Origin of the sequence: Micromonospora sp. NPDC093243 (assembly GCF_044753725.1) — a bacterium.
GTDB lineage: Bacteria > Actinomycetota > Actinomycetes > Mycobacteriales > Micromonosporaceae > Micromonospora.
Genome location: NZ_JBIVNT010000010.1, coordinates 38,842 through 59,893, shown reverse-complemented (window position 1 = coordinate 59,893; position 21,052 = coordinate 38,842). Strand labels below are relative to the sequence as shown.

Sequence of the window (21,052 nt, the reverse complement as noted above, 5' to 3'; positions counted from 1 at the left end):
GGCGTCCCGGCCTGCTCACCGCCGGGTAGGAGAGGCGTCAGGCGGCTACGTACTCCCGCAGGTGCTGGGCGGTCAGCGTGTCGCCGCGCGCGACCAGCTCGGCGGGCGTACCGGTGAAGATGACCTTTCCGCCGTCGTGCCCGGCGCCCGGGCCCATGTCGATCAACCAGTCGGCGTGTGCCATCACCGCCTGATGGTGCTCGATCACGATGACGGTGTTGCCGGCGTCGACGAGCCGGTCGAGCAGCGCCAGCAGCTGGTCGACGTCGGCCAGGTGCAGGCCGGTGGTGGGCTCGTCCAGGACGTAGGTGCTGGTCTTCTCGGCCATGTGGATGGCGAGCTTGAGCCGTTGCCGTTCGCCGCCGGAAAGGGTGGTGAGCGGCTGGCCCAGGCTGAGGTAGCCCAACCCGACGTCGACCAGCCGGCCCAGGATGACGTGGGCCGGACCGCTGGGGAAGAAGTCGTACGCCTCGACGACCGACATGGCGAGCACTTCGCTGATGTTCTTTCCGCGCAGCGTGTAGGTGAGCACCTCGTCGGTGAAGCGCCGGCCCTCGCACCGCTCGCAGACGGTCGCCACCCCGGCCATCATCGCCAGGTCGGTGTAGATCAGGCCGATGCCCTTGCAGGCCGGGCAGGCGCCCTCGGAGTTCGCGCTGAACAGGCCGGGCTTCACCCCGTTGGCCTTGGCGAACGCGGTGCGCACCGGGTCGAGCAGGCCGCTGTAGGTGGCCGGGTTGCTGCGTCGGGAGCCGCGGATGGGGGACTGGTCGACGATGACCACCCCGTTGCGCCGCTGCAGCGAGCCGTGGATCAGTGAGCTCTTGCCCGAACCGGCGACTCCGGTCACCACGCTGAGCACTCCGAGCGGAATGTCGACGCTGACGTCGCGCAGGTTGTGCAGGTCGGCGTTGCGGATCGGCAGCTGCCCGGTCGGCCGGCGTACGTCGGTCCGGAGGTTGACCCGGTGGTCGAGGTGGCGCCCGGTGAGCGTGCCGGAGCGGCGCAGGCCGGGGACGTCGCCGGTGTAGCAGATCTGGCCGCCGGCCGTGCCGGCGCCCGGTCCGAGGTCGACCACGTGGTCGGCGATCGCGATGGTCTCCGGTTTGTGTTCGACAACCAGCACCGTGTTGCCCTTCTCGCGCAGCTGCAACAGCAGGCCGTTCATCCGGGCGATGTCGTGCGGGTGCAGGCCGACCGTCGGCTCGTCGAACACGTACGTGACGTCGGAGAGGCTGGAGCCCAGGTGCCGGACCATCTTCACCCGCTGCGCCTCGCCACCGGAGAGGGTGGCCGACTCCCGGTCGAGGCTGAGGTAGCCGAGGCCGATCTCGACCAGCGACTCCAGCAGGCCGCGCAGGTTGCCGGTCAGCGGTGCCACCGCCGGGTCGTCGATGCCGCGGACGAACTCGGCGAGGTCGCTGATCTGCATCGAGGAGCACTCGGCGATGTTGCGGCCGGCGATGCGGGAGGAGAGCGCCGCCTCGTTGAGCCGGGTGCCGCCGCAGGCGGCGCAGGTGGTGAAGGTGACCGCCCGGTCGACGAAGGCCCGGATGTGCGGCTGCATCGACTCGCGGTCCTTGGCGAGCAAGAGCCGCCGGACCTTCACCACCAGACCCTCGTACGTCCAGTTGTTGCTGCCCATCTTGATCTTCGTGGCGGGCTTGTGCAGGAAGTCCTCCCACTGCTGGGGGGTGTAGTCCTGCAGCTTGGCGTCGGGGTCGAACAGGCCGGAGCCGACAATGGTCTGCCAGTACCAGGAGTCGACGGCGAAGTTGGGCACCTTGATCGCGCCGTCGTTGAGTGACCGCTCGATGTCGACCAGTTCGTGCACGTCGAGGTCGGAGACCCGGCCCAGCCCCTCACAGGTCTGGCACATGCCCTCGGCCAGGTTGAAGCTGAACGCGCCGGCGCCACCTACGTGCGGGGTGCCCAGCCGGCTGAACACGAGCCGCAGCATGGCGTACGCGTCGGTCGCGGTGCCCACGGTGGAGCGGGAGTTGACCCCCATCCGCTCCTGGTCGACCACGATCGCGGCGCTGAGGTTGCGCAGCGAGTCGACGTCCGGCCGGCTCACGTTCGGCATGAACGACTGCAGGAAGGCGCTGTAGGTCTCGTTGATCAGGCGCTGCGACTCGGCGGCGATGGTGCCGAAGACGAGCGACGACTTGCCCGATCCGGAGACACCGGTGAAGACGGTGAGCCGGCGCTTGGGGATGTCCACCGATACGGAGGCGAGGTTGTTCTCCCGCGCCCCGCGTACCTCGATCATGTCGTGGCTGTCGGCGACGGACCGTGCTGGCTGCGGCATGCGAACCCTTCACGAGATCGGTGGGGCAGGCGAACGCCCACCCTGGCATCGGGGTCTGACGGCTTCAATTCTCTCATTCAAGCCCTCGTAGAGGGTTTCGCGAACTACCGAGCGTGGCGGGCGGCGGGATAGGGGGGAAAGTCTCAAACGACGTGGTAACCGGTACAGTGGTCGCCGTGCACACCGGTGAGCGGCTGCGAGCGGTCGATCTGGCGGCGACCGCCGGGATCTCGGTGCAGCAGGTCCGCAACTACGTGGACCTGGGGGTGCTCCCCGCGGTGCGGCGCACCGAGAGCGGTTACCGGATCTTCACCGCCGAGCACGCCCGCGCGCTGGCGGTGGCGCGCCGGATGGCGGAGGGGCACGGCTGGGCGCGTACCCGGGAGATCATGGCCGCGGTGCACCGCGACGACCTGCCGGCCGCGCTGGCGGCGCTCGACGGCGGGCACGCCGAGCTGGACCGCGAGCGGGCCGAGATACGTCGGGTTCTCGGCGCGTTCGAGACGGTGGTGACCAGCCCGGCGGCGGTCGCGCCCGCGCCCCGCGGTGGCGCCCGGATCGGCGCGGTGGCCGCGCTGGTCGGCGTCCGCACCTCGCAGCTTCGGCTCTGGGAGGAGCGCGGCCTGCTGCGCCCGGTCCGGGCCCGGGGCACCGGCTACCGGGTGTACGACGACGCCGAGCTACGCGCGGCGCAGGTGGTCGCGCTGCTGCGCCGAGGCGCCTATCCGTTCGACATCATCGCGGCGGTGCTGGCCGAGCTGCGCACCACCGGCAGCGCCCAGCGGGTCCGCGCCGAGCTGGGCCGGCGGGAGCAGGAGCTGCACCGGCGCAGCCTGCGGCGGCTGCGCGCCTCCGCCGCGCTGCACGACTACCTGCGCCACCGGGAATCGCTCGGCCCGGCCTGACCCCGCGGCGGCCGAGGCCCCGGCCGACGGCGCGGCCCTCCCGGCTGGCTGTTCATGTCGCAGCTCTGGGTGAAGATCTCGCGGAACGCCCGGAGTGGATCGTCGTTCGCCATGGCCCGGCAGCGAGGTCCGGTCCCCGATTAGGGTGCTGGCATGAGAGTTCGGCTGCTGGCGGCCACGGCGACGGCCGTCCTGCTCTCCGCCGTCGTGACCGCCCCGGCCGCCGGCGCTGGGGCCTCGGAGCGGGTCGCTCCCGCCGGGGTGGCCGGCGGGTCGGTGCTGCGCCAGGGCGGCGCGGCGCGGGCCGTGCCCTGCCCGCGCGTGGCGGCCCCGGCGGTCTCCCGCCCGCCGCGCCCGTCCCCACCGCCGGTGGTGCCCGAGGACCGGGTCGTCGGCGGGCCGGAGCTGGACACCGCCGGGCTGGCCGTGCCGGTGGGGGTGCCCGCGCCGCCGAAGATCACCGCCACCTCCTGGCTCGTCGCCGACCTGGACACCGGGCAGGTGCTCGGCGGCTGCGGCCCGCACGAGTACGCGACCCCGGCCAGTGTGCAGAAGCTGCTGCTGGCCGCGACCATGCTGCCGCGGCTGGACCCGAAGCAGGTCGTCACGGTCACCGCGGCGGACATGCGGATCGAGCCCGGCTCGTCGGCGGTCGGACTGGTCGAAGGGGGCCGGTACAGCGTCGAGACGGTCTGGCTGGGGCTGCTGCTCAACTCGGGCAACGAGGCGGCGAACGTGCTGGCCCGACTGGGCGGGGGCGCCGATGGCGCGGCCGGCGGGGTGCGGGCGATGAACGAGTACGCGCGCCGGCTCGGCGCGCTCCAGACGCACGCGGTCACCCCCTCCGGGCTTGACGGGCGTGGGCAGTTCACCAGCGCGTACGACCTGGCCCTGATCGCCCGCGTCTGCTTCGCCGACCCCACGTTCCGCCGGTACGCGCTGACCGAGCTGACCCAGATCCCCGCCCAGCCGGCGCAGCGGACCAAGGGCTTCCAGATCCAGAACGAGAACCAGTTGATCTACCGCTACCCGGGTGCGCTGGGCGGTAAGACCGGCTTCACCGACCTGGCCCGGCACACCTACGTCGGCGCCGCCGAGCGCGACGGCCGCCGGCTGGTGGTCACGCTGCTGGGCGGTGAGCCGCAGCCGATGCGCGGCTGGGAGCAGGGCGCGGCGCTGCTCGACTGGGGGTTCGCGCTGCCCCGGTCGGCCTCGGTCGGTCGGCTGGTCGAGCCCGGGGAGCTGTCGGCGACGCCGTCGGCCACCCCGTCCCCGCCGGCAGTGCCCGGCCAGCCGCGACCGGCCGCCGCGAGCGGGCCGGTGGGCGGTGGGACGTCGGGCTTCTGGGCGGTGGCCGGGCTGGCCGGCGCGGCGGCCGTCCTGCTGCTCGCCGGGCTGGTGTGGCGCCGTCGGGTCGCCCGCAGGCAGGCACCCTGACCCGCGCGTAGCGCGCACCGGGCAGGTACCCCGGCCGGGCGGACCAGTCGCCGGGCGGTCGGCCACGGATCGACAAGCACCGACGGTATCCATAGACTCCGGTCGCTCTGGTACCACGAGTCCAGGAGGATCCCGTGTCGCGTGAACCACGACCGCAGTCCATTCCCGACGCGCGCCGTCCGACCCGTACGCTGACCCGGCTCGCCAGCGTGGCGCTGGTCGCCGGGGCGCTGGTCGCCGCCGCCGGCGCCGCCGCGGTGGCCGCCCCCGCCGGCTCCGCCGCCCCGGCGGTCGCCCCGGCCGGCTCGGGCGCCACCCACGGCCCGTGCGGCTACCTCGCCACCCCGGAGGAGCCGGCGGCCCGGCCGGTCCCGCTGCCGCCCGATCCCCGCCGTACGCCGGACCGGGGCATCGTCCGGGTGACGTTGTGGACCAACCACGGCCCGATCGGGCTGCTCCTGGACCGGGCGGCGGCGCCGTGCACGGTGCAGAGCTTCCTGCACCTGACCCGCCACCGCTTCTACGACCGGACCTCCTGCCACCGGCTCACCGCGTATCCCACGCTCAGCGTGCTGCAGTGCGGAGATCCGTCCGGAACCGGTTCGGGTGGGCCCGGCTACCGCTACGCCGACGAGCTGCCGACCGACCTGCCGCCGGCGCCCACCGACCCGACGGGCGAGCGCCGGCTCTACGCCCGGGGCACGCTCGCCATGGCCAACGCCGGCCCGGACACCAACGGCAGCCAGTTCTTCCTGGTCTACGCCGACTCGGCGCTGCGGCCGAACTACACCGTCTTCGGCTCGGTCGACCGCGCCGGGCTGGCCACGCTCGACCGGATCGCCGCCGGGGGAGTGGCCCCGACCGAGGAGGACCCGGCACCCGTCGACGGCGCGCCCGCGCTGCCGGTCGACATCCGCAAGGCCCTTCGGCACCACCACCGCTGACGGCTCACGTCCGCGCCGCGCCGACCGGGAACCGATCCGGCCGGCGCGGCGCTGCCGGTCGCCGAGGGTCCGGCGCCGGACGGCCGGCGCAGTAGGGGACCACCGGCGCGGGACCGGCCGGTGCCTGCTCGCCCGGCATGACCGGCGCGAGAGCGGGCATCAACCTGGCCACGGCGGGGGAGTGAGGTGCGGGTGGTGGCGGCAACGGTGCGGCACCGGCGGGTGTCGGTGGACGGCGTGGACGTCTTCTACCGGGAGGCCGGGCCGGCGCAGGCGCCGGTGGTGCTGCTGCCGCATGGCTACCCGTGCTCGTCGTTCCAGTACCGCAACCTGATGGCCGCGCTGGGCGACCGCTGGCGGCTGATCGCGCCGGACCTGCCAGGTTTCGGCTACAGCGCCACCCCCGACCCGGCGGATTTCGACTACACCTTCGCCGGCTACGGCCGTTTCCTGCGCCGCTTCGTCGACACCCTGGACCTGCCCCGGTACGCGATCTACCTGCACGATTACGGCTCGCAGCACGGCTTCCGGCTGGCCATGTCGGCGCCGGAGCGGGTCGCCGCGTTGATCGTCCAGAACGGCGACATCTATCGGGACGAGTTCGGCCCGAAGTACGCCCCGCTGCTGCGCTACTGGTCGCGCCCCACCCCGCAGGGGCGGGCCGAACTGGCCGGCAACGTCAGCGCGGCGGGGTTCCGCGACGAGTTCATCGGTGAGCTGCCCGCGCGGTTGGCGGAGCGGGTCAGCCCCGACCTCTGGACGCTCGCCTGGGCGCAGTTGAGCACCCCACCGCGGCCGGAGATCCTGCTCGGGATCTTCACCGACCAGGCCAACACCCTGGCCGACTTTCCCCGTATGCAGTCGTACCTGCGGGAGCACCGGCCGCCAACGCTGATCGTGTGGGGACCGCACGACGGCTACATGCCGCCCGCGGCGGCCCGGGCCTACCTGCCCGACGCCGAGCTGCATCTGCTCGACGGCGGGCACTGGGCACTGGAGACCAACCTGGACGAGATCGTCGTCCTGGCCCGCGACTTCCTCGGCCGGGCGCACCCGAACGGCGCCATCCGCTCATAGCCGCCGGTCTCCAGCGCGGCGGGCAGCCCGCGGAGCCGTTCGCCACGCGTCGGGCGCGGTACCCCGACCGGGTGAACGGCGCAGAGCGCCGACCAGCCGGGGTGGGGGTGCGGCATGCTGCGATCGATGATGCCGGCGCGGCCGGGGACACCGGGTCCACCCGCGGCTGTCGGCACCCGTCGCGCTCGCCATCCGACTCGACGACGGCCGGGCGGCGGCGCCGAGCCGCGAGGCTCGCACCACGGCCATCCCGCGGCCGACCGGTGCCCCCGAGACAGCAGGGCGGAGAGGAATTCCAGATGCCAGACGGCGACGTGCCCGAGCGGATGCAGGCCGCGGCCTTCGACGAGTTCGGCGGTCCGGAGGTGATCACCCCGCGCATCCTGCCGGTGCCGCAGATCGCCGACGACGAGGTCCTGCTCAAGGTGTGGAGCGCCGGGGTGGGGGTGTGGGACGCCGCCGAGCGCGAGGGCAAGCTGGTGCCCGAGGGCGCGTCGTTCCCGATCGTTCCCGGTGCCGAGGCGGCCGGGACGATCGCCGCCGTCGGGGGACAGGTGACCAACGTGACCGTGGGCGACCTGGTCTACGCGTACGCCCACACCCGGCCGAAGGGCGGCTTCTACGCGGAGTACGCGGCGACGAAGGCGGAGTACGTCGCGAAGCTGCCGGCGGGAGTGCCGGTGGAACATGCCGGAACCATGCCCACCGACGCGCTGACCGCGTTGTCGGGGCTGAATCTCCTGGGCCTGCCGGCCGGCGCGTGGCTGCTGATCTTCGGCGCGAGTGGCGGCCAGGGGCATCTGGCCGTGCAGTTGGCCAAACGGCAGGAGCTCAAGGTGATCGCCGTGGCGTCCGGGGCCGAGGGCGTGGCGTTGGTGACCCGCCTCGGCGCGGACGTGGCGCTCGACGGCCACGGCGAGATCGCCGAGGTGCTGGCGCGGATCCGGGAGGTGGCTCCGGACGGGGTCGACGGTCTGCTGGCGATGGCGGGGGGCAAGACGCTGGACCGGCTCGCCGAGGCGCTGCGCGACGGTGCCGTGCTCGCGTACCCCAACGGTGTGCAGCCGGCACCGAACGAGCGACCCGGCGTGACGGTCGAGGCGTACGAGGGCGAGACCGGACCGGGGCAGCTGCGGCGGCTCAACGAGCTGATCGAGGCGGGACCGTTCCAGGTGCACGTCGCCGAGAAGTTCCCGCTCGGGCGGGCGGCGGAGGCGCATCGCCGGCTGCAGACCTCCTACTCGGGCAAGCTGCTGCTCACCGTGAGCTGAGGCCGGACGATTGCTCGGGGAGCCCGCCGGACACGGTTCGGGCCGTCACGACGACCGCGACGAGCCGACCGGCGGCGCGGCCGTGCTGTCGCGGACCACCAGTTCGGTGGCGAGCTCCACCCGGGGCGAGTCGATGGCCTCGCCCTGGGCGAGCCGCAGGACGGTTCGCGCGGCCAGCCGACCCATCTCGACCAGCGGCTGCCGCACGGTGGTCAGTGGCGGTGAGGCCCACCGCGCCTCGGGCAGGTCGTCGAAGCCGACCACGCTGACGTCGCCCGGGACCAGCAGTCCGCGCTGCCGGATCGCCTCGTAGACGCCGAACGCCATCTGGTCGCTCGCCGCGAAGATCGCCGTCGGCGGCTCGTCGAGGTCGAGCAGCGAGGACCCGGCGGCGAAGCCGGACGCGTGGTAGAAGTCGCCCGGCCGGAGCAGGTGTTCCTCCAGCGGCACGCCGGCGGCCTCCAGCCCGGCCCGGTAGCCGTCCAGCCGAGCCCGACTGCACAGCAGGTGCGTCGGCCCGGCCACGAACCCGATCCGCCGGTGCCCGAGCGAGAGCAGGTGCTCGGTCGCGGCGAGCCCGCCGGCCCAGTTGGTGGCTCCGATGGTGGGCACGTCGATGGCGGGCACGCCGGCCGGGTCGACCACCACCACGGGCACGTTCAGCCGCCGCAGTTGGGCGTAGAGCGGGGGGCTGACGTGCGAGGTCACGAAGATGACACCGTCGGTGGCCCGGGCGCGCAGGTTCTGCAGCCACTGCCGGGCGGCGGTGGACTGTCGGTGTATCGCCGAGACGACGGTGCCGAGACCGGCGGCGTGGCCGACGTCCTCCACGCCGCGGATGATCTCCACGGCCCAGGGGCTGTCAAGGTCGTTGAAGACCAGGTCGAGCAGGCCGGGGCTTCGTACCGCGCGGGTGGCCCGACGCCGGTAACCGTGGTGGCGCAACAGCTCCTCGACCCGTTCCCGGGTGCCGGGCGCGACGTCCGATCGTCCGTTGAGCACCCGCGACACGGTCGGCACCGAGACCCCGGCCTCCCGGGCGATGGCGGTGATGGTCACCCTGCGTCCCTCGTCGGCGTCCACCGGCGTCTCCCTCCCCGGCTCGGCGCCGGACCCGGCGGGCCGGGTCCGGAAGGCCCGTCGCCGCTGCCCCGTCCCGGTCATCTTGCCGCACGGACCGGAGGCTGGCGACAGGGCGGATCGCCACCGTGTTCCGGGAAGTTGCCAAGAATTCCCGGAAGTCCGGCTGATCGGCACGGGCCGCCGCGTCGCCGGGCCCGGCGAAGCCCCCGTGACTCGCCGCTCAGCCGCTCGCCGCCCCCGCGGCCGACGGCGGCCGGCCGGGCCCGGGGGACGGCGGATACGGGGCGCAGGAAGACCGGACGACCAGTTCGGTCGGCAGCCGGACGTGCGGGTCGCGTTCGACGCCGCCGACGAGGTCGATGAGCAGCCGCATCGCCTCGGCGCCCATGCGCTGCAGGGGCTGCGCGATCGTGGTGAGCTGCGGGGTGACCAGCGCCGACTCGGGGATGTTGTCGAAGCCGATCACGGACAGGTCGTCGGGCACCGTGAGGCCCATGGTCCGGGCGACGTCCATCGTGGAGATCGCGGAGAGGTCGTTGCCGGCGAAGACGGCGGTCGGCCGGTCGGGCGGTGCCAGCAGTTCCGTGGCCGTGGCGGCGGCGCTCTCGACCCGGAAACCGCCGACACGGACGAGTCGTTCGTCGACCGCGACGCCCGCGTCGGCCATGGCCCGGCGGAAGCCGGCCTCGCGGAGGCGCGCCGACTCGAGGTCGGGGCGACCGCTGATGTGGCCGATGCGGCGGTGACCGAGTGACAGCAGGTAGTTGGTCGCGAGCACCGCACCGGCGAAGTTGTCGGAGTCGACGGTGGGCAGCCCCGACGGGCCGGTGTGGGGGTCGACGGCCACGACATGGAAGCCCTGCTTGGTCTCGACCACCGTCGGCGTGACGATCACGGCCCCGTCGATGAGCGTCCCGGACAGGCGGGCCAGCGAGCGACGCTCCCAGCCGACGGCCGTGCCGTCGCCATCGCCGCCGGAGTAGGCCAGCAGTTGGTAACCGGTGCCGGCGACCTCCTTCGACGCGCCCTTGAGCAGCTCGGTCGAGAACGGCTCGAACTCGGCGACCAGGATGCCGAGGACGTTCGTCCGGTGGCTGCGCAGGCTCTGCGCTCCCAGGCTGGCCTCGTAGCCGAGCTCGTGGATGACCTCCCGGACGCGCTTGACGGTCGCCTGCGCCACGCCGTAGCGACCATTGACGACCTTCGAAACGGTCGCCACCGAGACGCCGGCCGTACGGGCCACGTCCGACATCTTGACACGCTCCGGGAAGGTCACGCCGATGATGATAGAGGGCCACCTGGGACTCGTCGCGAGGGAGTCGAAAACGTTATCGACAACGGTTGACACTCCGTTACAGGACTGTAAAACTCGCCGCACCTAAGCACCGCCACTGCTAGTCGAGGAGACGTGTCGATGGCGATGAAGCACCGCGCGGGCGCCACCCTGGCGCTGTTCGTGACCACCGCACTGCTCGTCGCCGGGTGCAACGGCGGCGACAGCGAGGCACCCGCCGAGAGTGAGCTCTACAAGAACCCGGTGACCCTGACCTGGTGGCACAACGCCTCCCAGGACGGGCCTGGCAAGACGTACTGGGAGAAGGTCGCGAAGGACTTCTCCGCACTGCACTCGACCGTCACGATCCAGATCGAGGCGATCGAGACCAACCAACTCCAGCGCACCCGGCTCCCCGCCGCGCTGCTCTCGAGCGACCCGCCGGACATCTTCCAGGCGTGGGGCGGCGGCGAGATGCGTGAGCAGGTGGAGGCCGACTACCTCAAGGACCTCACCGACCAGGTCAAGGACGATGTCGCCAACATCGGCAGCGCGACCGAGATCTGGCAGGTGGACGGCAAGCAGTACGGCCTGCCGTACCGGATGGGGATCGAGGGCATCTGGTACAACAAGGACATGTTCGCGAAAGCGGGCATCACCGCTCCTCCGACCACGTTCGAGGAGCTCAACCAGGCGGTCACGAAGCTCAAGGCCATCAACGTCATCCCGATCGCGCTGGGTGCCGGTGACAAGTGGCCCGCCGCGCACTGGTGGTACAACTTCGCGCTGCGTGCCTGCTCGGTCGACACGCTCAAGAAGGCGTCCGTCGACCCGGTCTTCGACGACCCGTGCTTCGTCAAGGCGGGCCAGGACCTGAAGACCTTCATCGGCACCAACCCGTTCCAGCCGAACTTCATCGCGACGCCGGGCCAGAACGACCCGACCAGCGCCAACGGGCTGGTCGCCAACGGCAAGGCCGCGATGGAGCTGATGGGCGACTGGAACCGGGGCACCCTGGAGACCGTCGCCGAGGACCCGGAGGCGCTCAAGAAGTTCCTCGGCTGGTTCCCCGTACCGGCGATCGCCGGCTCGGCCGGTGACCCGAAGGCGGCCCTCGGCGGTGGCGACGGGTTCGCCTGCGCCAAGAACGCCCCGCCCGAGTGCGTCGAGTTCCTCAAGTACATCGTGAGCCCCGAGGTGCAGAAGGGCTACGCCGAAACCGGCACCGGCCTGCCCGTAGCCAAGGGTGCGGAGTCCGGCGTGGCAGACCCTGCCCTGAAGTCCATCCTGGAGGCCACCTCCGGTGCGACGTACGTGCAGCTCTGGCTGGACACGGCCTTCGGCAGCACCGTCGGCAACGCGATGAACGACGCGGTCGTCGCCATCTTCGCCGGCAACGGCACTCCGGAGAAGGTCGTCGAGGCGATGAAGGCGGCCGCGAAGAAGTGACCTCCACCAACCCGACCCGGACCCCCGTCGGCGGCGCGGACGCGCCGCCGGCGGGCCCCCGGCCGGCCCGGCGCTCGTCCGCCCGGGCGGCCGAGACCAGACGCAAGTGGTACGAGATCATCGGGCTCACCACCCCGGCGATCGTCGTCTACGTGATGTTCGTGCTGGTGCCGATGGGGTTCGCTGTCTACTACAGCCTCTTCCGTTGGCGCGGAGTCGGACCCCCGACCGAGTTCGTCGGTTACGACAACTACGTCCTCGCCTTCCAGGACCCGGTCTTCCTGGACGCGCTGCGCAACAACGCCAACATCGTGGTGGGTTCGCTGGTGATCCAGGGCCCTCTCGCCCTGGCGGTGGCCCTGCTGCTCAACCGGCGCTTCCGCGGGCGCGCCGTGTTCCGCCTGCTCGTGTTCGTGCCGTACGTCCTCGCCGAGGTCACCGTCGGCATCATGTGGAAGTTGCTGCTCACCGGCGGCGGCACTGTCGACGCCCTGCTGAAGCAGATCGGCCTGGGCAGCTTCGTGCAGGCGTGGCTCGCCGACCTCGACGTCGTGATCTGGACGATGCTGTTCGTCCTCACCTGGAAATACGTCGGCTTCGCGATCATCCTCCTGCTCGCCGGCCTGTCGAACGTGCCGCCCGAGCTGACCGAGGCCGCTGCGATCGACGGCGCGAGCTGGTGGCAGACGCAGCGCCACGTGATGTTTCCGCTGCTCGGCCCCACGATCCGGATCTGGATGTTCCTGTCGATGATCGGCTCGTTGCAGGCCTTCGAGGTGATCTGGGTGACGTCGGTGCCCGCGGTCCGGTCGCTCGGCGCCTCGGCCACCATGGCCACCTACATGGTGGACAACGGCTTCTTCGCCCGGCTGTGGGGTTACGGCAACGCGGTCGCCGTGATCCTGTTCGCCATCTCGTTCATCGCGGCGCTGCTGTTCCAGCGCTTCCTCCTCCGTCGCGACATCGAGGGCGCCGTCACCGGAAGGAGGAACTGACCGTGGCCGAGAACGCCCTGACGTCCCCCTCGTCGCGGAACCGCCGTCCGTTCTCATGGGGCAGTCCGCTGACCTACGGGCTGGCCCTCGCGATCGCCGCCGTCTCGATCGCCCCGGTGGTCTACGTGATCGTCGGCGGCTTCCGCACCACCCCGCAGATCATCGCTGACCCGGCCGGGCTGCCCGACCCGTGGGTCTGGGACAACTACGCCAGGGTGCTGACGCAGAGCGACTTCTGGCAGCAGGCGCTCAACAGCGCGGTGATCGCACTGGGCACGACGCTCGGCGTCGTGCTGCTCGGTGTCTGCGCGGCGTTCGTGCTCGCCCGGTACGCCTTCCGCGGCCGGGAGGCGCTCTACACCTTCTTCACCCTCGGCCTGCTCTTCCCCTCCGGGGCGGCGATCCTGCCGCTCTACCTCATGCTGCGCGACCTCAACCTGATCAACTCCTACTACGCGGTGATCCTCCCGCAGGTCGCCTTCTCGCTGCCGCTCACGATCGTGATCCTGCGTCCCTTCCTGGCCGCCGTCCCCCGCGAGTTGGAGGACGCCGCCGCGATCGACGGTGCGGGTCGGCTGGGCTTCCTGTGGCGCATCATGCTGCCGCTGTCCCGACCCGCGCTGGTCACCGTCGGGGTCCTCGCGTTCGTGGCGAGCTGGAACGCCTTCCTCCTGCCCCTGCTCGTGCTCGGCGACGCCGACCTGCACACCCTGCCGCTGGGCGTGCAGAACTTCTCCAGCCAGTACACCTCCGACACCGCCGGAATCCTCGCCTTCACGTCATTGGCGATGCTGCCGGCGCTGCTGTTCTTCACCTTCGCCGAGAAGCAGATCGTCGGTGGCCTGCAGGGTGCGGTGAAGGGCTGAACAGCACCGGTACGCGCAGAGGTGAAACACCGCATGACCGTCTACCTGTTCGCCCGGCGGGCCCTCCTACGGGGGCCGATGGGCGTCGGAGGAAAGTGACCGACAACGTGACTCTGGACATCGAACCTGGCACCGCGATCTGGAACGACCCGTCACTCGACCCGACCACCCGGGTCGACGCCCTGATCGCCGAGATGACCCTCGCGGAGAAGGTGGCGCAGCTCTACGGCGTGTGGGTGGGCGCGTCCGCCGACGGCGGTGAGGTCGCGCCCCACCAGCACGAGATGGAGGAGCCAGTCGACCTCGACGAGCTGCTCGCCACCGGGCTGGGGCAGCTGACCCGGCCGTTCGGCACCGCACCGGTGGACCCGGCGCTGGGCGCGCTCTCGCTGGTGCGGACCCAACAACGCATCGCCGCCGCGAACCGTTTCGGCATCCCGGCCCTGGCCCACGAGGAGTGCCTGGCCGGCTTCGCCACCTGGGGCGCGACCGCGTACCCGGTGCCGTTGTCCTGGGGGGCCACCTTCGACCCGGGTCTGATCCGGCGGATGGCCACCCTCATCGGTGCGGACCTGCACCGCCTGGGTGTGCACCAGGGGCTGGCACCGGTGCTCGACGTGGTCCGCGACGCCCGTTGGGGGCGCGTCGAGGAGACCGTCGGCGAGGACCCGTACCTGGTGGGCACAGTTGCCACCGCGTACATCCAGGGGTTGGAGTCCGCCGGCGTGGTGGCCACCCTCAAACACTTCGTCGGCTACTCCGCCTCCCGAGCCGGGCGTAACCACGCGCCGGTCGGGATGGGTCCGCGGGAGCGGGCCGACGTGATGCTGCCGCCGTTCGAGATGGCGGTACGGGAGAGTGGCGTGCGATCGGTGATGCACGCCTACACCGACACCGACGGGGTGCCGTCGGCGGCCGACGAGGAGCTGCTCACCGGCCTGCTCCGGGAGACCTGGGGGTTCACCGGGACGGTGGTCGCCGACTACTTCGGCATCGCCTTCCTGCACACCCTGCACGGGGTGGCCGGCAGCTGGAGCGAGGCGGCCGGCACCGCCCTCGCCGCCGGAGTGGACGTCGAACTGCCGACGGTGAAGACCTTCGGTCAGCCGCTGCACGCGGCGCTCGCCGCCGGTCACGTGCCCGAGGCGCTGGTCGACCGGGCACTGCGGAGGGTGCTGCTGCAGAAGGCGCAGCTCGGGCTCCTCGACGCCGGGTGGGACCCGGTGCCGCCGGCGCTCGAGGGCATCGATCTCACCGACCCCGAGGCGGTGCGGGGCAGCGTCGAGCTGGACCCGCCGGCCAACCGGGCGCTCGCCCGCGAGGTGGCCGAGCAGGCCGTCGTCCTGCTGCGCAACGACGGCGCCCTGCCGCTGTCCCGGCCCGCGCGCATCGCGGTGGTCGGGCCGCAGGCCGACAACCCGACGGCCGTCCTGGGCTGCTACTCGTTCCCGCTGCACGTCGGTGCCCACCACCCGGAGATTCCGGTCGGGATCGAGCTGCCCACCCTCGCCGAGGCGCTGCGTGCCGAATTCCCGGGCAGCGAGATCGTCGTCGCGGCCGGCGCGAGCGTCGACGGCCCGGAGACCGACGGGTTCGCCGCGGCCGTCGAGGCGGCCCGAGACGCCGACGTGGTGATCGCGGCCCTCGGCGACCGGGCCGGGCTCTTCGGCCGGGGCACCAGCGGTGAGGGATGCGACGCGGAGTCGTTGGCCCTGCCCGGCGTGCAGCAGCAGCTGCTCGACGCGTTGGTGGACGCCGGCACGCCGGTGGTGGTGACGCTGGTCGCCGGCCGGCCGTACGCGCTGGGCCGCGCGTTCGACGAGGCGGCGGCCATCGTGCAGTCCTTCTTCCCCGGCGAGGAGGGATTTCCGGCGATCGCCGGGCTGCTCAGCGGGCGGGTCGAGCCGCAGGGGCGGCTTCCGGTCAGCGTGCCCCGCAGCACCGGCGGCCAGCCGACCACCTACCTCGCCGCCCGGCTCGGGCAGGCCAGCGAAGTCTCCAACGTCGACCCCTCCCCGGCGTACGGCTTCGGGCACGGGCTCACCTACACCACGTTCGACTGGTCGGAGCTGACGGTCGAACGGGCGGTCGCGCAGACCGACGGTGAGCTGCGACTGGCGTTCACGCTGCGCAACGTCGGCGCCCGGTGGGGCAGTGAGGTGGTGCAGGTCTACGCGCACGACCCGGTCGCCTCGGTGGTGCAGCCCGTGCAGCGACTGATCGGCTACCTGCGGGTGCCGCTCGAAGCCGGCGCGTCCTGCCGGGTCGCGCTGGCCGTGCCGGCCGACGTGTTCTCGTTCACCGGACGCGACGGGCGGCGGGTCGTCGAGCCGGGCGAGCTGGAGCTGCGGCTGGCCGCGTCCAGCACCGAGCCCCGGCTGGTGGCGCAGGTGGCACTGCGCGGGCCGGCGCGCCACGTCGACCACACCCGGCGGATGCACCCGGTGATCACCGCCACGCCGGTGGCGGGCTGAACGCCCGATGTACACCGATCTACCCGAGGAGCAGCTCCGCGGGTATCGCGGCGACGTGCGGGAACCGGCCGACTTCGACGGGTTCTGGTCGGACACCCTGACCGAGGCCCGGGCCGCCGGCTCGGATGTCCACACCGAGCCGGTGGCCACCCGGCTGGCCGGCATCGAGGTCCTCGACGTGACCTTCTCCGGCTTCGCCGGCCAACCGGTCCGGGCCTGGCTGCGGGTGCCCCGCGGCGCCCAGGCCCCGCTGCCGACGGTGGTGCAGTACGCCGGTTACGGCGGTGGGCGCGGGCACCCGCTGGAGAACCTGCTCTGGGTGGCAGCCGGGTTCGTGCACCTGCAGATGGACACCCGGGGGCAGGGTTCGGGGTGGAGCCGCGGCGACACCCCGGACGCCGCCGCCGCCGGTCCGCAGGCGCCCGGGGTGATGACCCGCGGCATCACCGACCCGCGCACCTACTACTACCGCCGGCTGATCACCGACGCGGTCCGGGCGGTGGACGCCGCCCGGACCCTGCCGCTGGTCGACCCGACCCGGGTCGCGGTGCTCGGGCAGAGTCAGGGAGGCGGACTGGCGCTCGCGGCCGCCGCGCTCGCGCCCGACCTGCGGGCTGTGGTCGCCAACGTGCCGTTCCTCTGCGACATCCCGCGCGCCGTCGTGGTCACCGACGCCCGCCCGTACCGGGAGGTCCGCGACTACCTGGCGATCCACCGGGACGCCGAGGAACGGGTGCTGGCGACCCTGGCGTACGTCGACGGGGTCAACTTCGCCCGGCGGTGCCGGGTGCCGGCCCGGTACTCGGTGGCCTTGATGGACGAAGTGGTGCCGCCGTCGACGGTCTTCGCCGCCGTCAACGCGCACGCGGGGCCGACGGAGCTGTCGGTATGGCGGTACAACGGCCACGAGGGCGGTGGGATCGACGACGACGCGGCGGCGCTGCGGTTCCTCGACGAGCAGTTGGGCTTGACCCGCCGCTGAGTCGTCATTACTCCCTTCAAAGGTAGGATCAGGCAAGAGGCAAGGAGCATCGATCTAGGGTTTCCACTGGTCGTGGCGGTTTGATGGGTGAGTCGATATCCCAGGAGCGCACAGCGGCTCCACGATCGAGGAGATCTGCTCCGATGCCCGTCCACCACGGTTTCCACGCCACCATGACCGCCCAGCCTGGCAAGGGCGACGAGCTGGTCGAACTCCTGCTCGACGCGCCCGCCATGACCCACGAGGACTGCGTCGTCTTCCTGGTCGGTCGCTCCGCCGCCAACCGCGACGTCGTGCACGTCACCGAGGGCTGGACCAGCGAAGCCGCCCACCGCAGGTTCTTCGCGACCGAGGGCGCCACCGCGCTGGTCGCGAAGCTCCAGCCGCTGCTCGCCGGCGAGTCGCGGTACCTCGACGAGGTGCCGGTCGGCGGCAAGGCCGCCTTCGCAGACCGCTGACCGGCAGATCGATCCTCCTTCTTCCCTGATCACCCCTCGAAGGGAACCCAGCGTGAAACTCGCCCGACCCGACATCGACCCCGAGCTGCGCCCGCTACTCGCCGACATGCAGCTCATGCCCCGGCTCGACGCCGAGGTGCTCGCGCAGCTCCGCCAACTCCCGCCGACGCCGGTCGACACCCTCCTGAACGGTCGCGCGGTCGACCGGCGAGAGGTCATCGTGACCGGCCCGGACGGCGCGCAGATCCCGTTGTCGATCTTCGCTCCCGCCGGGGATCGTGCCACGGCGGCCCCGTGCGTCTACTGGATCCACGGCGGCGGCATGGTCATGGGAGACCGCTTCTCGAACATCGACATCCCGCTGGAGTGGCTCGACCTGTTCGGCGCCGTCGTGGTCTCCGTGGACTACCGGTTGGCGCCGGAGGCGACCGGCACGACCCTGGTCGACGACTGCCTGCACGGTCTGCGCTGGGCCGTCGGGCACGCCGAGGAGCTGGGCATCGATCCCAGCCGCGTCGTCGTCGCGGGCGCCAGCGCCGGCGGTGGCCTCGCCGCCGGGCTCACCCTGATGGCGCGCGACCACGGCGGCCCGGCGATCGCGGCCCAGATGCTGATCTACCCGATGCTCGACCACCGCAACAGCACCACCTCCAGCCGGCAGTACGCGGGCGACTCCGGTGTCTGGACCCGCGAGATGAACGAGTTCGCCTGGCGGTCGGTCCTCGGCGGCCTCGCCGACGCCGACGTGCCCAGCTACGTGTCACCGGCAATGGCCGACGACCTCTCGGGCCTGCCGACCACCTACATCGACGCCGGCTCGGCCGAGGTCTTCCGCGACGAGGACGTCGACTACGCCAGCAGGATCTGGGCGGCCGGCGGCCAGGTGGAGTTGCACATCTGGGCGGGCGGTTTCCACGGGTTCGACGCGCTGTACCCGCAGGCGCAGGTTTCGGCCGCGGCGCGCCGGACCCGTAACGACTGGCTGGCTCGGATCCTCAACCACGCTTCCGACGCCTAGCGGCCGTTCGCGCCCGGGCTGCCGCGCCGAGTTCGTCGCGGTTCACCCGGCGACACCGGGTGTCGGGTGTCGGGTGTCGGGGCTGGTCGTCGCCGACCCGGCGCAGCACCCGGGATGGACTGGTAGACAGGACGGGTGCGCAGGTCAGACCGATTGCGCGGCCCGGCGGACCCCGGCGCGGCGACAGCCCGCCGGGGTCCACTGCCGCTGCGGACCCGGGCCGCCGTCGCCCTGCTCGCACTGGCCGTGCCGCTCACCGGCTGCTCGCGACCGGAGCCCCGCCCGGCGCCGACGCCGGCCGCCCCGACGCCGGCCGCACCCACCCCGTCCGCCTCGGCCGCCACCAGCCGGCCGGCGGCCAGACTGCCCGGCTTCGTGGTGCTCGGCGACGCGGACCCCCGCATCGGCAGCGACATCCGCTACGCGACCCCGCACAACTTCGTCGGCCGGCCGATCACCGGCTACGCCGAGCCGCTCTGCCTGCTCACCCGGGAGGCGGCCGACGCGCTGCGCCGGGTCCAGGACGCCGCGCTGGCCGGCGGGCACAGCCTCAAGGTGTACGACTGCTACCGCCCGGTGCCGGCCGTCGACGACTTCGTCGCCTGGGCCAAGCGCCCCGGCGAGCAGCAGACGAAGGCCGAGTTCTATCCGCGGGTGGCCAAGTCCCGGCTCTTCGACGAGGGCTACATCGGCGCGCCGACCGCGCACAGCCGGGGCAGCACGCTGGACCTGACCCTGGTCGACGTGCCCGCCGCCAGCCAGCCGCCGTACGTGCCCGGCCAGCCGCTGGTGGCGTGCACCGCGCCACGCGCCCAGCGCTTCCCGGACAACAGCGTCGACATGGGCACCGGCTTCGACTGCTTCGACAGCCGGGCGCACACCGCCGACCCGAGGATCACCGGCACCGCCCGGGAGAACCGGATGCTGCTGAAACGGTTGATGACCGCCGGTGGGTTCGTCAACTACGACCGCGAGTGGTGGCACTACCGCCTCCAGGACGAACCGCACCCGAAGCGCTACTTCGACGCCCCGGTGGCCCGGTCCTCGGTGGGCTGAACCGACCGGCCCCGCCGGCACGACGGGGACCCGGCATGATCGGCTGCGTGACGCCGGGGTCGGACGACCCGGCCGGATGGAAGGGGGAGCACAGTGACCACCGAGCGGATCGGCCCACCGGTGACCGGCGGGGAACGGGAGATGCTGCGTGCCTTCCTCGACTATCACCGGGCGACGCTCGCGCTGAAGTGCGACGGGCTCTCCGACGAGGAGTTGCGGATGCAGTCGTCGCCACCCTCGACGCTCTCCCTGCTCGGGCTGGTGCGGCACATGGCGGAGGTGGAGCGGGCCTGGTTCCGGCGGACCATCAACCGTGAGGACATCCCGCTGGTGTGGTCGAGCACCGGCGACTTCCAGCAGGCGTACGACGCCCGCTCGGCGAGCCGGACGGAGGCGTTCGCCGCCTGGCGGCGGGAGGTGGAGCACTCCCGGCGGATCGAGCGGGAGGCGGAGTCGTTGGACGTCACCGCCCACCACGCCAAGTCCGGCGAGGACGTGTCGCTACGGCTGGTGATGCTGCACCTGATCCACGAGTACGCCCGGCACAACGGGCACGCCGACTTCCTGCGCGAGGCGATCGACGGCACCGTCGGGGCCTGACGCCGGCTCAGTCCGTCGCGCCGCTGACCTGGGTGGCGGCGGCCGTGTCCGGGGCGGCCCGCAGCGGCAGCCAGGCGAGCACGTCCTGGATCTTCGCGTCCCAGTACGCCCAGTCGTGACTGCCGGGGGAGAAGTCGACGGTGAGCGGCACGCCCCGCCCCCGCGCCGCGTCGACGAAGCGCAGGTTGTCCTCGTACAGGAAGTCCTCGGTGCCGCAGGCGACGTAGAGCGCCGGCCGGTCGGCGTCGGGCACCCGGTCGAGCAGGGCGACGGTGTCGTCGTCGCTGCCCGCGACCGGCCGGTCGCCGAAGACGGTGTGCCAGACCGCCGGATCGATCGGGTTGGTCGGGTGCCGATGCCGGTGCGCGACGTCCAGCGCCCCGGAGAGGCTGGCCGCGGCGGCGAACCGGGCCGGCTCGCGCAGCGCCCACTTGACCGCGCCGTAGCCGCCCATCGAGAGGCCGGCGACGAAGGTGTCCTCGCGGCGGTCGGAGAGGCGGAAGAACGACCGGCACAGCTGCGGCAGCTCGGTGCTGAGGAAGGTCCAGTAGCGGTTGCCGTGCGCCTCGTCGCTGTAGAAGCTGCGGGCGACCCGGGGCATCACCACGGCGAGCCCGAGCGGCGCCACGTACCGTTCGATGGCGGTGCGGCGCAGCCAGATGGTGTCGTCGTCGGTCAGCCCGTGCAGCAGATAGAGCACCGGCGGGTCGCCGCCGGTCGTCCCGCCGGAGAGGCCGATCTGGGACGACGTGCGCTGCGGCAGGATCACGGTCATCGACGTGCTGAGGGTCAGCACCTCGGAGTAGAAGTCGACGCGCATCAGGGCCACGACCGCCAACGGTAGTCGCCGCGG

Annotated in this window: 18 protein-coding genes; 14 read left to right on the top strand and 4 right to left on the bottom strand. The window is 72.4% G+C overall.

The annotated features are described in order from the left end of the window. Positions 1 to 37 precede the first annotated feature (37 nt). On the bottom strand, positions 38 to 2,311 hold the full coding sequence (locus tag ACIP9D_RS28685) for an excinuclease ABC subunit UvrA (RefSeq protein ID WP_350874706.1): 2,274 nt from the start codon (positions 2,309 to 2,311) through the stop codon (positions 38 to 40). Positions 2,312 to 2,487: 176 nt separating this feature from the next. Here ACIP9D_RS28685 and ACIP9D_RS28680 point away from each other — a divergent pair, with 176 nt between their 5' ends. The 5 genes from ACIP9D_RS28680 (at position 2,488) to ACIP9D_RS28660 (ending at position 7,945) form a co-directional block, all read left to right on the top strand. Beyond that, positions 2,488 to 3,216 (top strand): MerR family transcriptional regulator, encoded by a 729-nt coding sequence (locus ACIP9D_RS28680; RefSeq protein ID WP_350874707.1) that lies wholly within the window; start codon positions 2,488 to 2,490, stop codon positions 3,214 to 3,216. A 153-nt stretch (positions 3,217 to 3,369) separates the two neighbouring features. Further along, on the top strand, positions 3,370 to 4,653 hold the full coding sequence (locus tag ACIP9D_RS28675) for a D-alanyl-D-alanine carboxypeptidase (RefSeq protein ID WP_350874708.1): 1,284 nt from the start codon (positions 3,370 to 3,372) through the stop codon (positions 4,651 to 4,653). 134 nt (positions 4,654 to 4,787) lie between these two features. Next, the gene (locus tag ACIP9D_RS28670) at positions 4,788 to 5,597 is read left to right on the top strand and encodes a peptidylprolyl isomerase (RefSeq protein ID WP_350874709.1); all 810 of its coding nucleotides are present in this window, start codon (positions 4,788 to 4,790) and stop codon (positions 5,595 to 5,597) included. A 195-nt stretch (positions 5,598 to 5,792) separates the two neighbouring features. Continuing rightward, positions 5,793 to 6,674, top strand: coding sequence for an alpha/beta hydrolase (locus tag ACIP9D_RS28665; RefSeq protein WP_350874710.1), 882 nt, complete (start codon positions 5,793 to 5,795; stop codon positions 6,672 to 6,674). A 299-nt stretch (positions 6,675 to 6,973) separates the two neighbouring features. After that, entirely contained in the window at positions 6,974 to 7,945 is a 972-nt protein-coding gene (locus ACIP9D_RS28660; RefSeq protein WP_350874711.1) for an NADP-dependent oxidoreductase, read from the top strand. A 45-nt stretch (positions 7,946 to 7,990) separates the two neighbouring features. On the opposite strand, the gene ACIP9D_RS28655 is transcribed toward ACIP9D_RS28660, so the two are convergent. Next, entirely contained in the window at positions 7,991 to 9,028 is a 1,038-nt protein-coding gene (locus ACIP9D_RS28655) for a LacI family DNA-binding transcriptional regulator (protein WP_350874712.1), read from the bottom strand. Positions 9,029 to 9,248: 220 nt separating this feature from the next. Continuing rightward, complete coding sequence (locus ACIP9D_RS28650) at positions 9,249 to 10,376, bottom strand: LacI family DNA-binding transcriptional regulator (protein ID WP_350874713.1); 1,128 nt, start codon at positions 10,374 to 10,376, stop codon at positions 9,249 to 9,251. Between the two features lie 66 nt (positions 10,377 to 10,442). On the opposite strand from ACIP9D_RS28650, the gene ACIP9D_RS28645 reads away from it, so the two are divergent. The 9 genes from ACIP9D_RS28645 to ACIP9D_RS28605 all read left to right on the top strand — a co-directional run bounded on the left by ACIP9D_RS28645 (position 10,443) and on the right by ACIP9D_RS28605 (position 20,199). Then, entirely contained in the window at positions 10,443 to 11,750 is a 1,308-nt protein-coding gene (locus ACIP9D_RS28645; RefSeq protein WP_350874714.1) for an extracellular solute-binding protein, read from the top strand. Continuing rightward, complete coding sequence (locus tag ACIP9D_RS28640) at positions 11,747 to 12,745, top strand: sugar ABC transporter permease (RefSeq protein WP_350874715.1); 999 nt, start codon at positions 11,747 to 11,749, stop codon at positions 12,743 to 12,745. Before ACIP9D_RS28645 ends, ACIP9D_RS28640 begins: the two co-directional genes overlap by 4 nt. 2 nt (positions 12,746 to 12,747) lie before the next feature. Then, positions 12,748 to 13,611 carry a carbohydrate ABC transporter permease gene (locus ACIP9D_RS28635; protein WP_400451270.1) on the top strand — a complete coding sequence of 288 codons (864 nt, stop codon included), beginning with the start codon at positions 12,748 to 12,750 and terminating at the stop codon, positions 13,609 to 13,611. A gap of 95 nt (positions 13,612 to 13,706) precedes the next feature. Beyond that, the gene (locus ACIP9D_RS28630) at positions 13,707 to 16,085 is read left to right on the top strand and encodes a glycoside hydrolase family 3 N-terminal domain-containing protein (protein ID WP_350874716.1); all 2,379 of its coding nucleotides are present in this window, start codon (positions 13,707 to 13,709) and stop codon (positions 16,083 to 16,085) included. A 7-nt stretch (positions 16,086 to 16,092) separates the two neighbouring features. Next, positions 16,093 to 17,067: an acetylxylan esterase gene (locus ACIP9D_RS28625; protein ID WP_350874717.1), complete on the top strand. Its 975-nt coding sequence runs from the start codon at positions 16,093 to 16,095 to the stop codon at positions 17,065 to 17,067. Positions 17,068 to 17,210: 143 nt separating this feature from the next. Continuing rightward, positions 17,211 to 17,525, top strand: a complete 315-nt coding sequence (locus ACIP9D_RS28620) for an antibiotic biosynthesis monooxygenase (RefSeq protein ID WP_350874718.1) — start codon at positions 17,211 to 17,213, stop codon at positions 17,523 to 17,525. Between the two features lie 52 nt (positions 17,526 to 17,577). Continuing rightward, the gene (locus ACIP9D_RS28615; RefSeq protein WP_350874720.1) at positions 17,578 to 18,543 is read left to right on the top strand and encodes an alpha/beta hydrolase; all 966 of its coding nucleotides are present in this window, start codon (positions 17,578 to 17,580) and stop codon (positions 18,541 to 18,543) included. A gap of 231 nt (positions 18,544 to 18,774) precedes the next feature. After that, entirely contained in the window at positions 18,775 to 19,599 is an 825-nt protein-coding gene (locus ACIP9D_RS28610; protein WP_350874787.1) for a M15 family metallopeptidase, read from the top strand. Positions 19,600 to 19,692: 93 nt separating this feature from the next. After that, positions 19,693 to 20,199 carry a DinB family protein gene (locus ACIP9D_RS28605; protein ID WP_350874721.1) on the top strand — a complete coding sequence of 169 codons (507 nt, stop codon included), beginning with the start codon at positions 19,693 to 19,695 and terminating at the stop codon, positions 20,197 to 20,199. A 7-nt stretch (positions 20,200 to 20,206) separates the two neighbouring features. Here ACIP9D_RS28605 and ACIP9D_RS28600 read toward each other — a convergent pair whose 3' ends face one another. Then, positions 20,207 to 21,028 (bottom strand): alpha/beta hydrolase family protein, encoded by an 822-nt coding sequence (locus ACIP9D_RS28600; RefSeq protein WP_350874722.1) that lies wholly within the window; start codon positions 21,026 to 21,028, stop codon positions 20,207 to 20,209. Positions 21,029 to 21,052 lie beyond the last annotated feature (24 nt).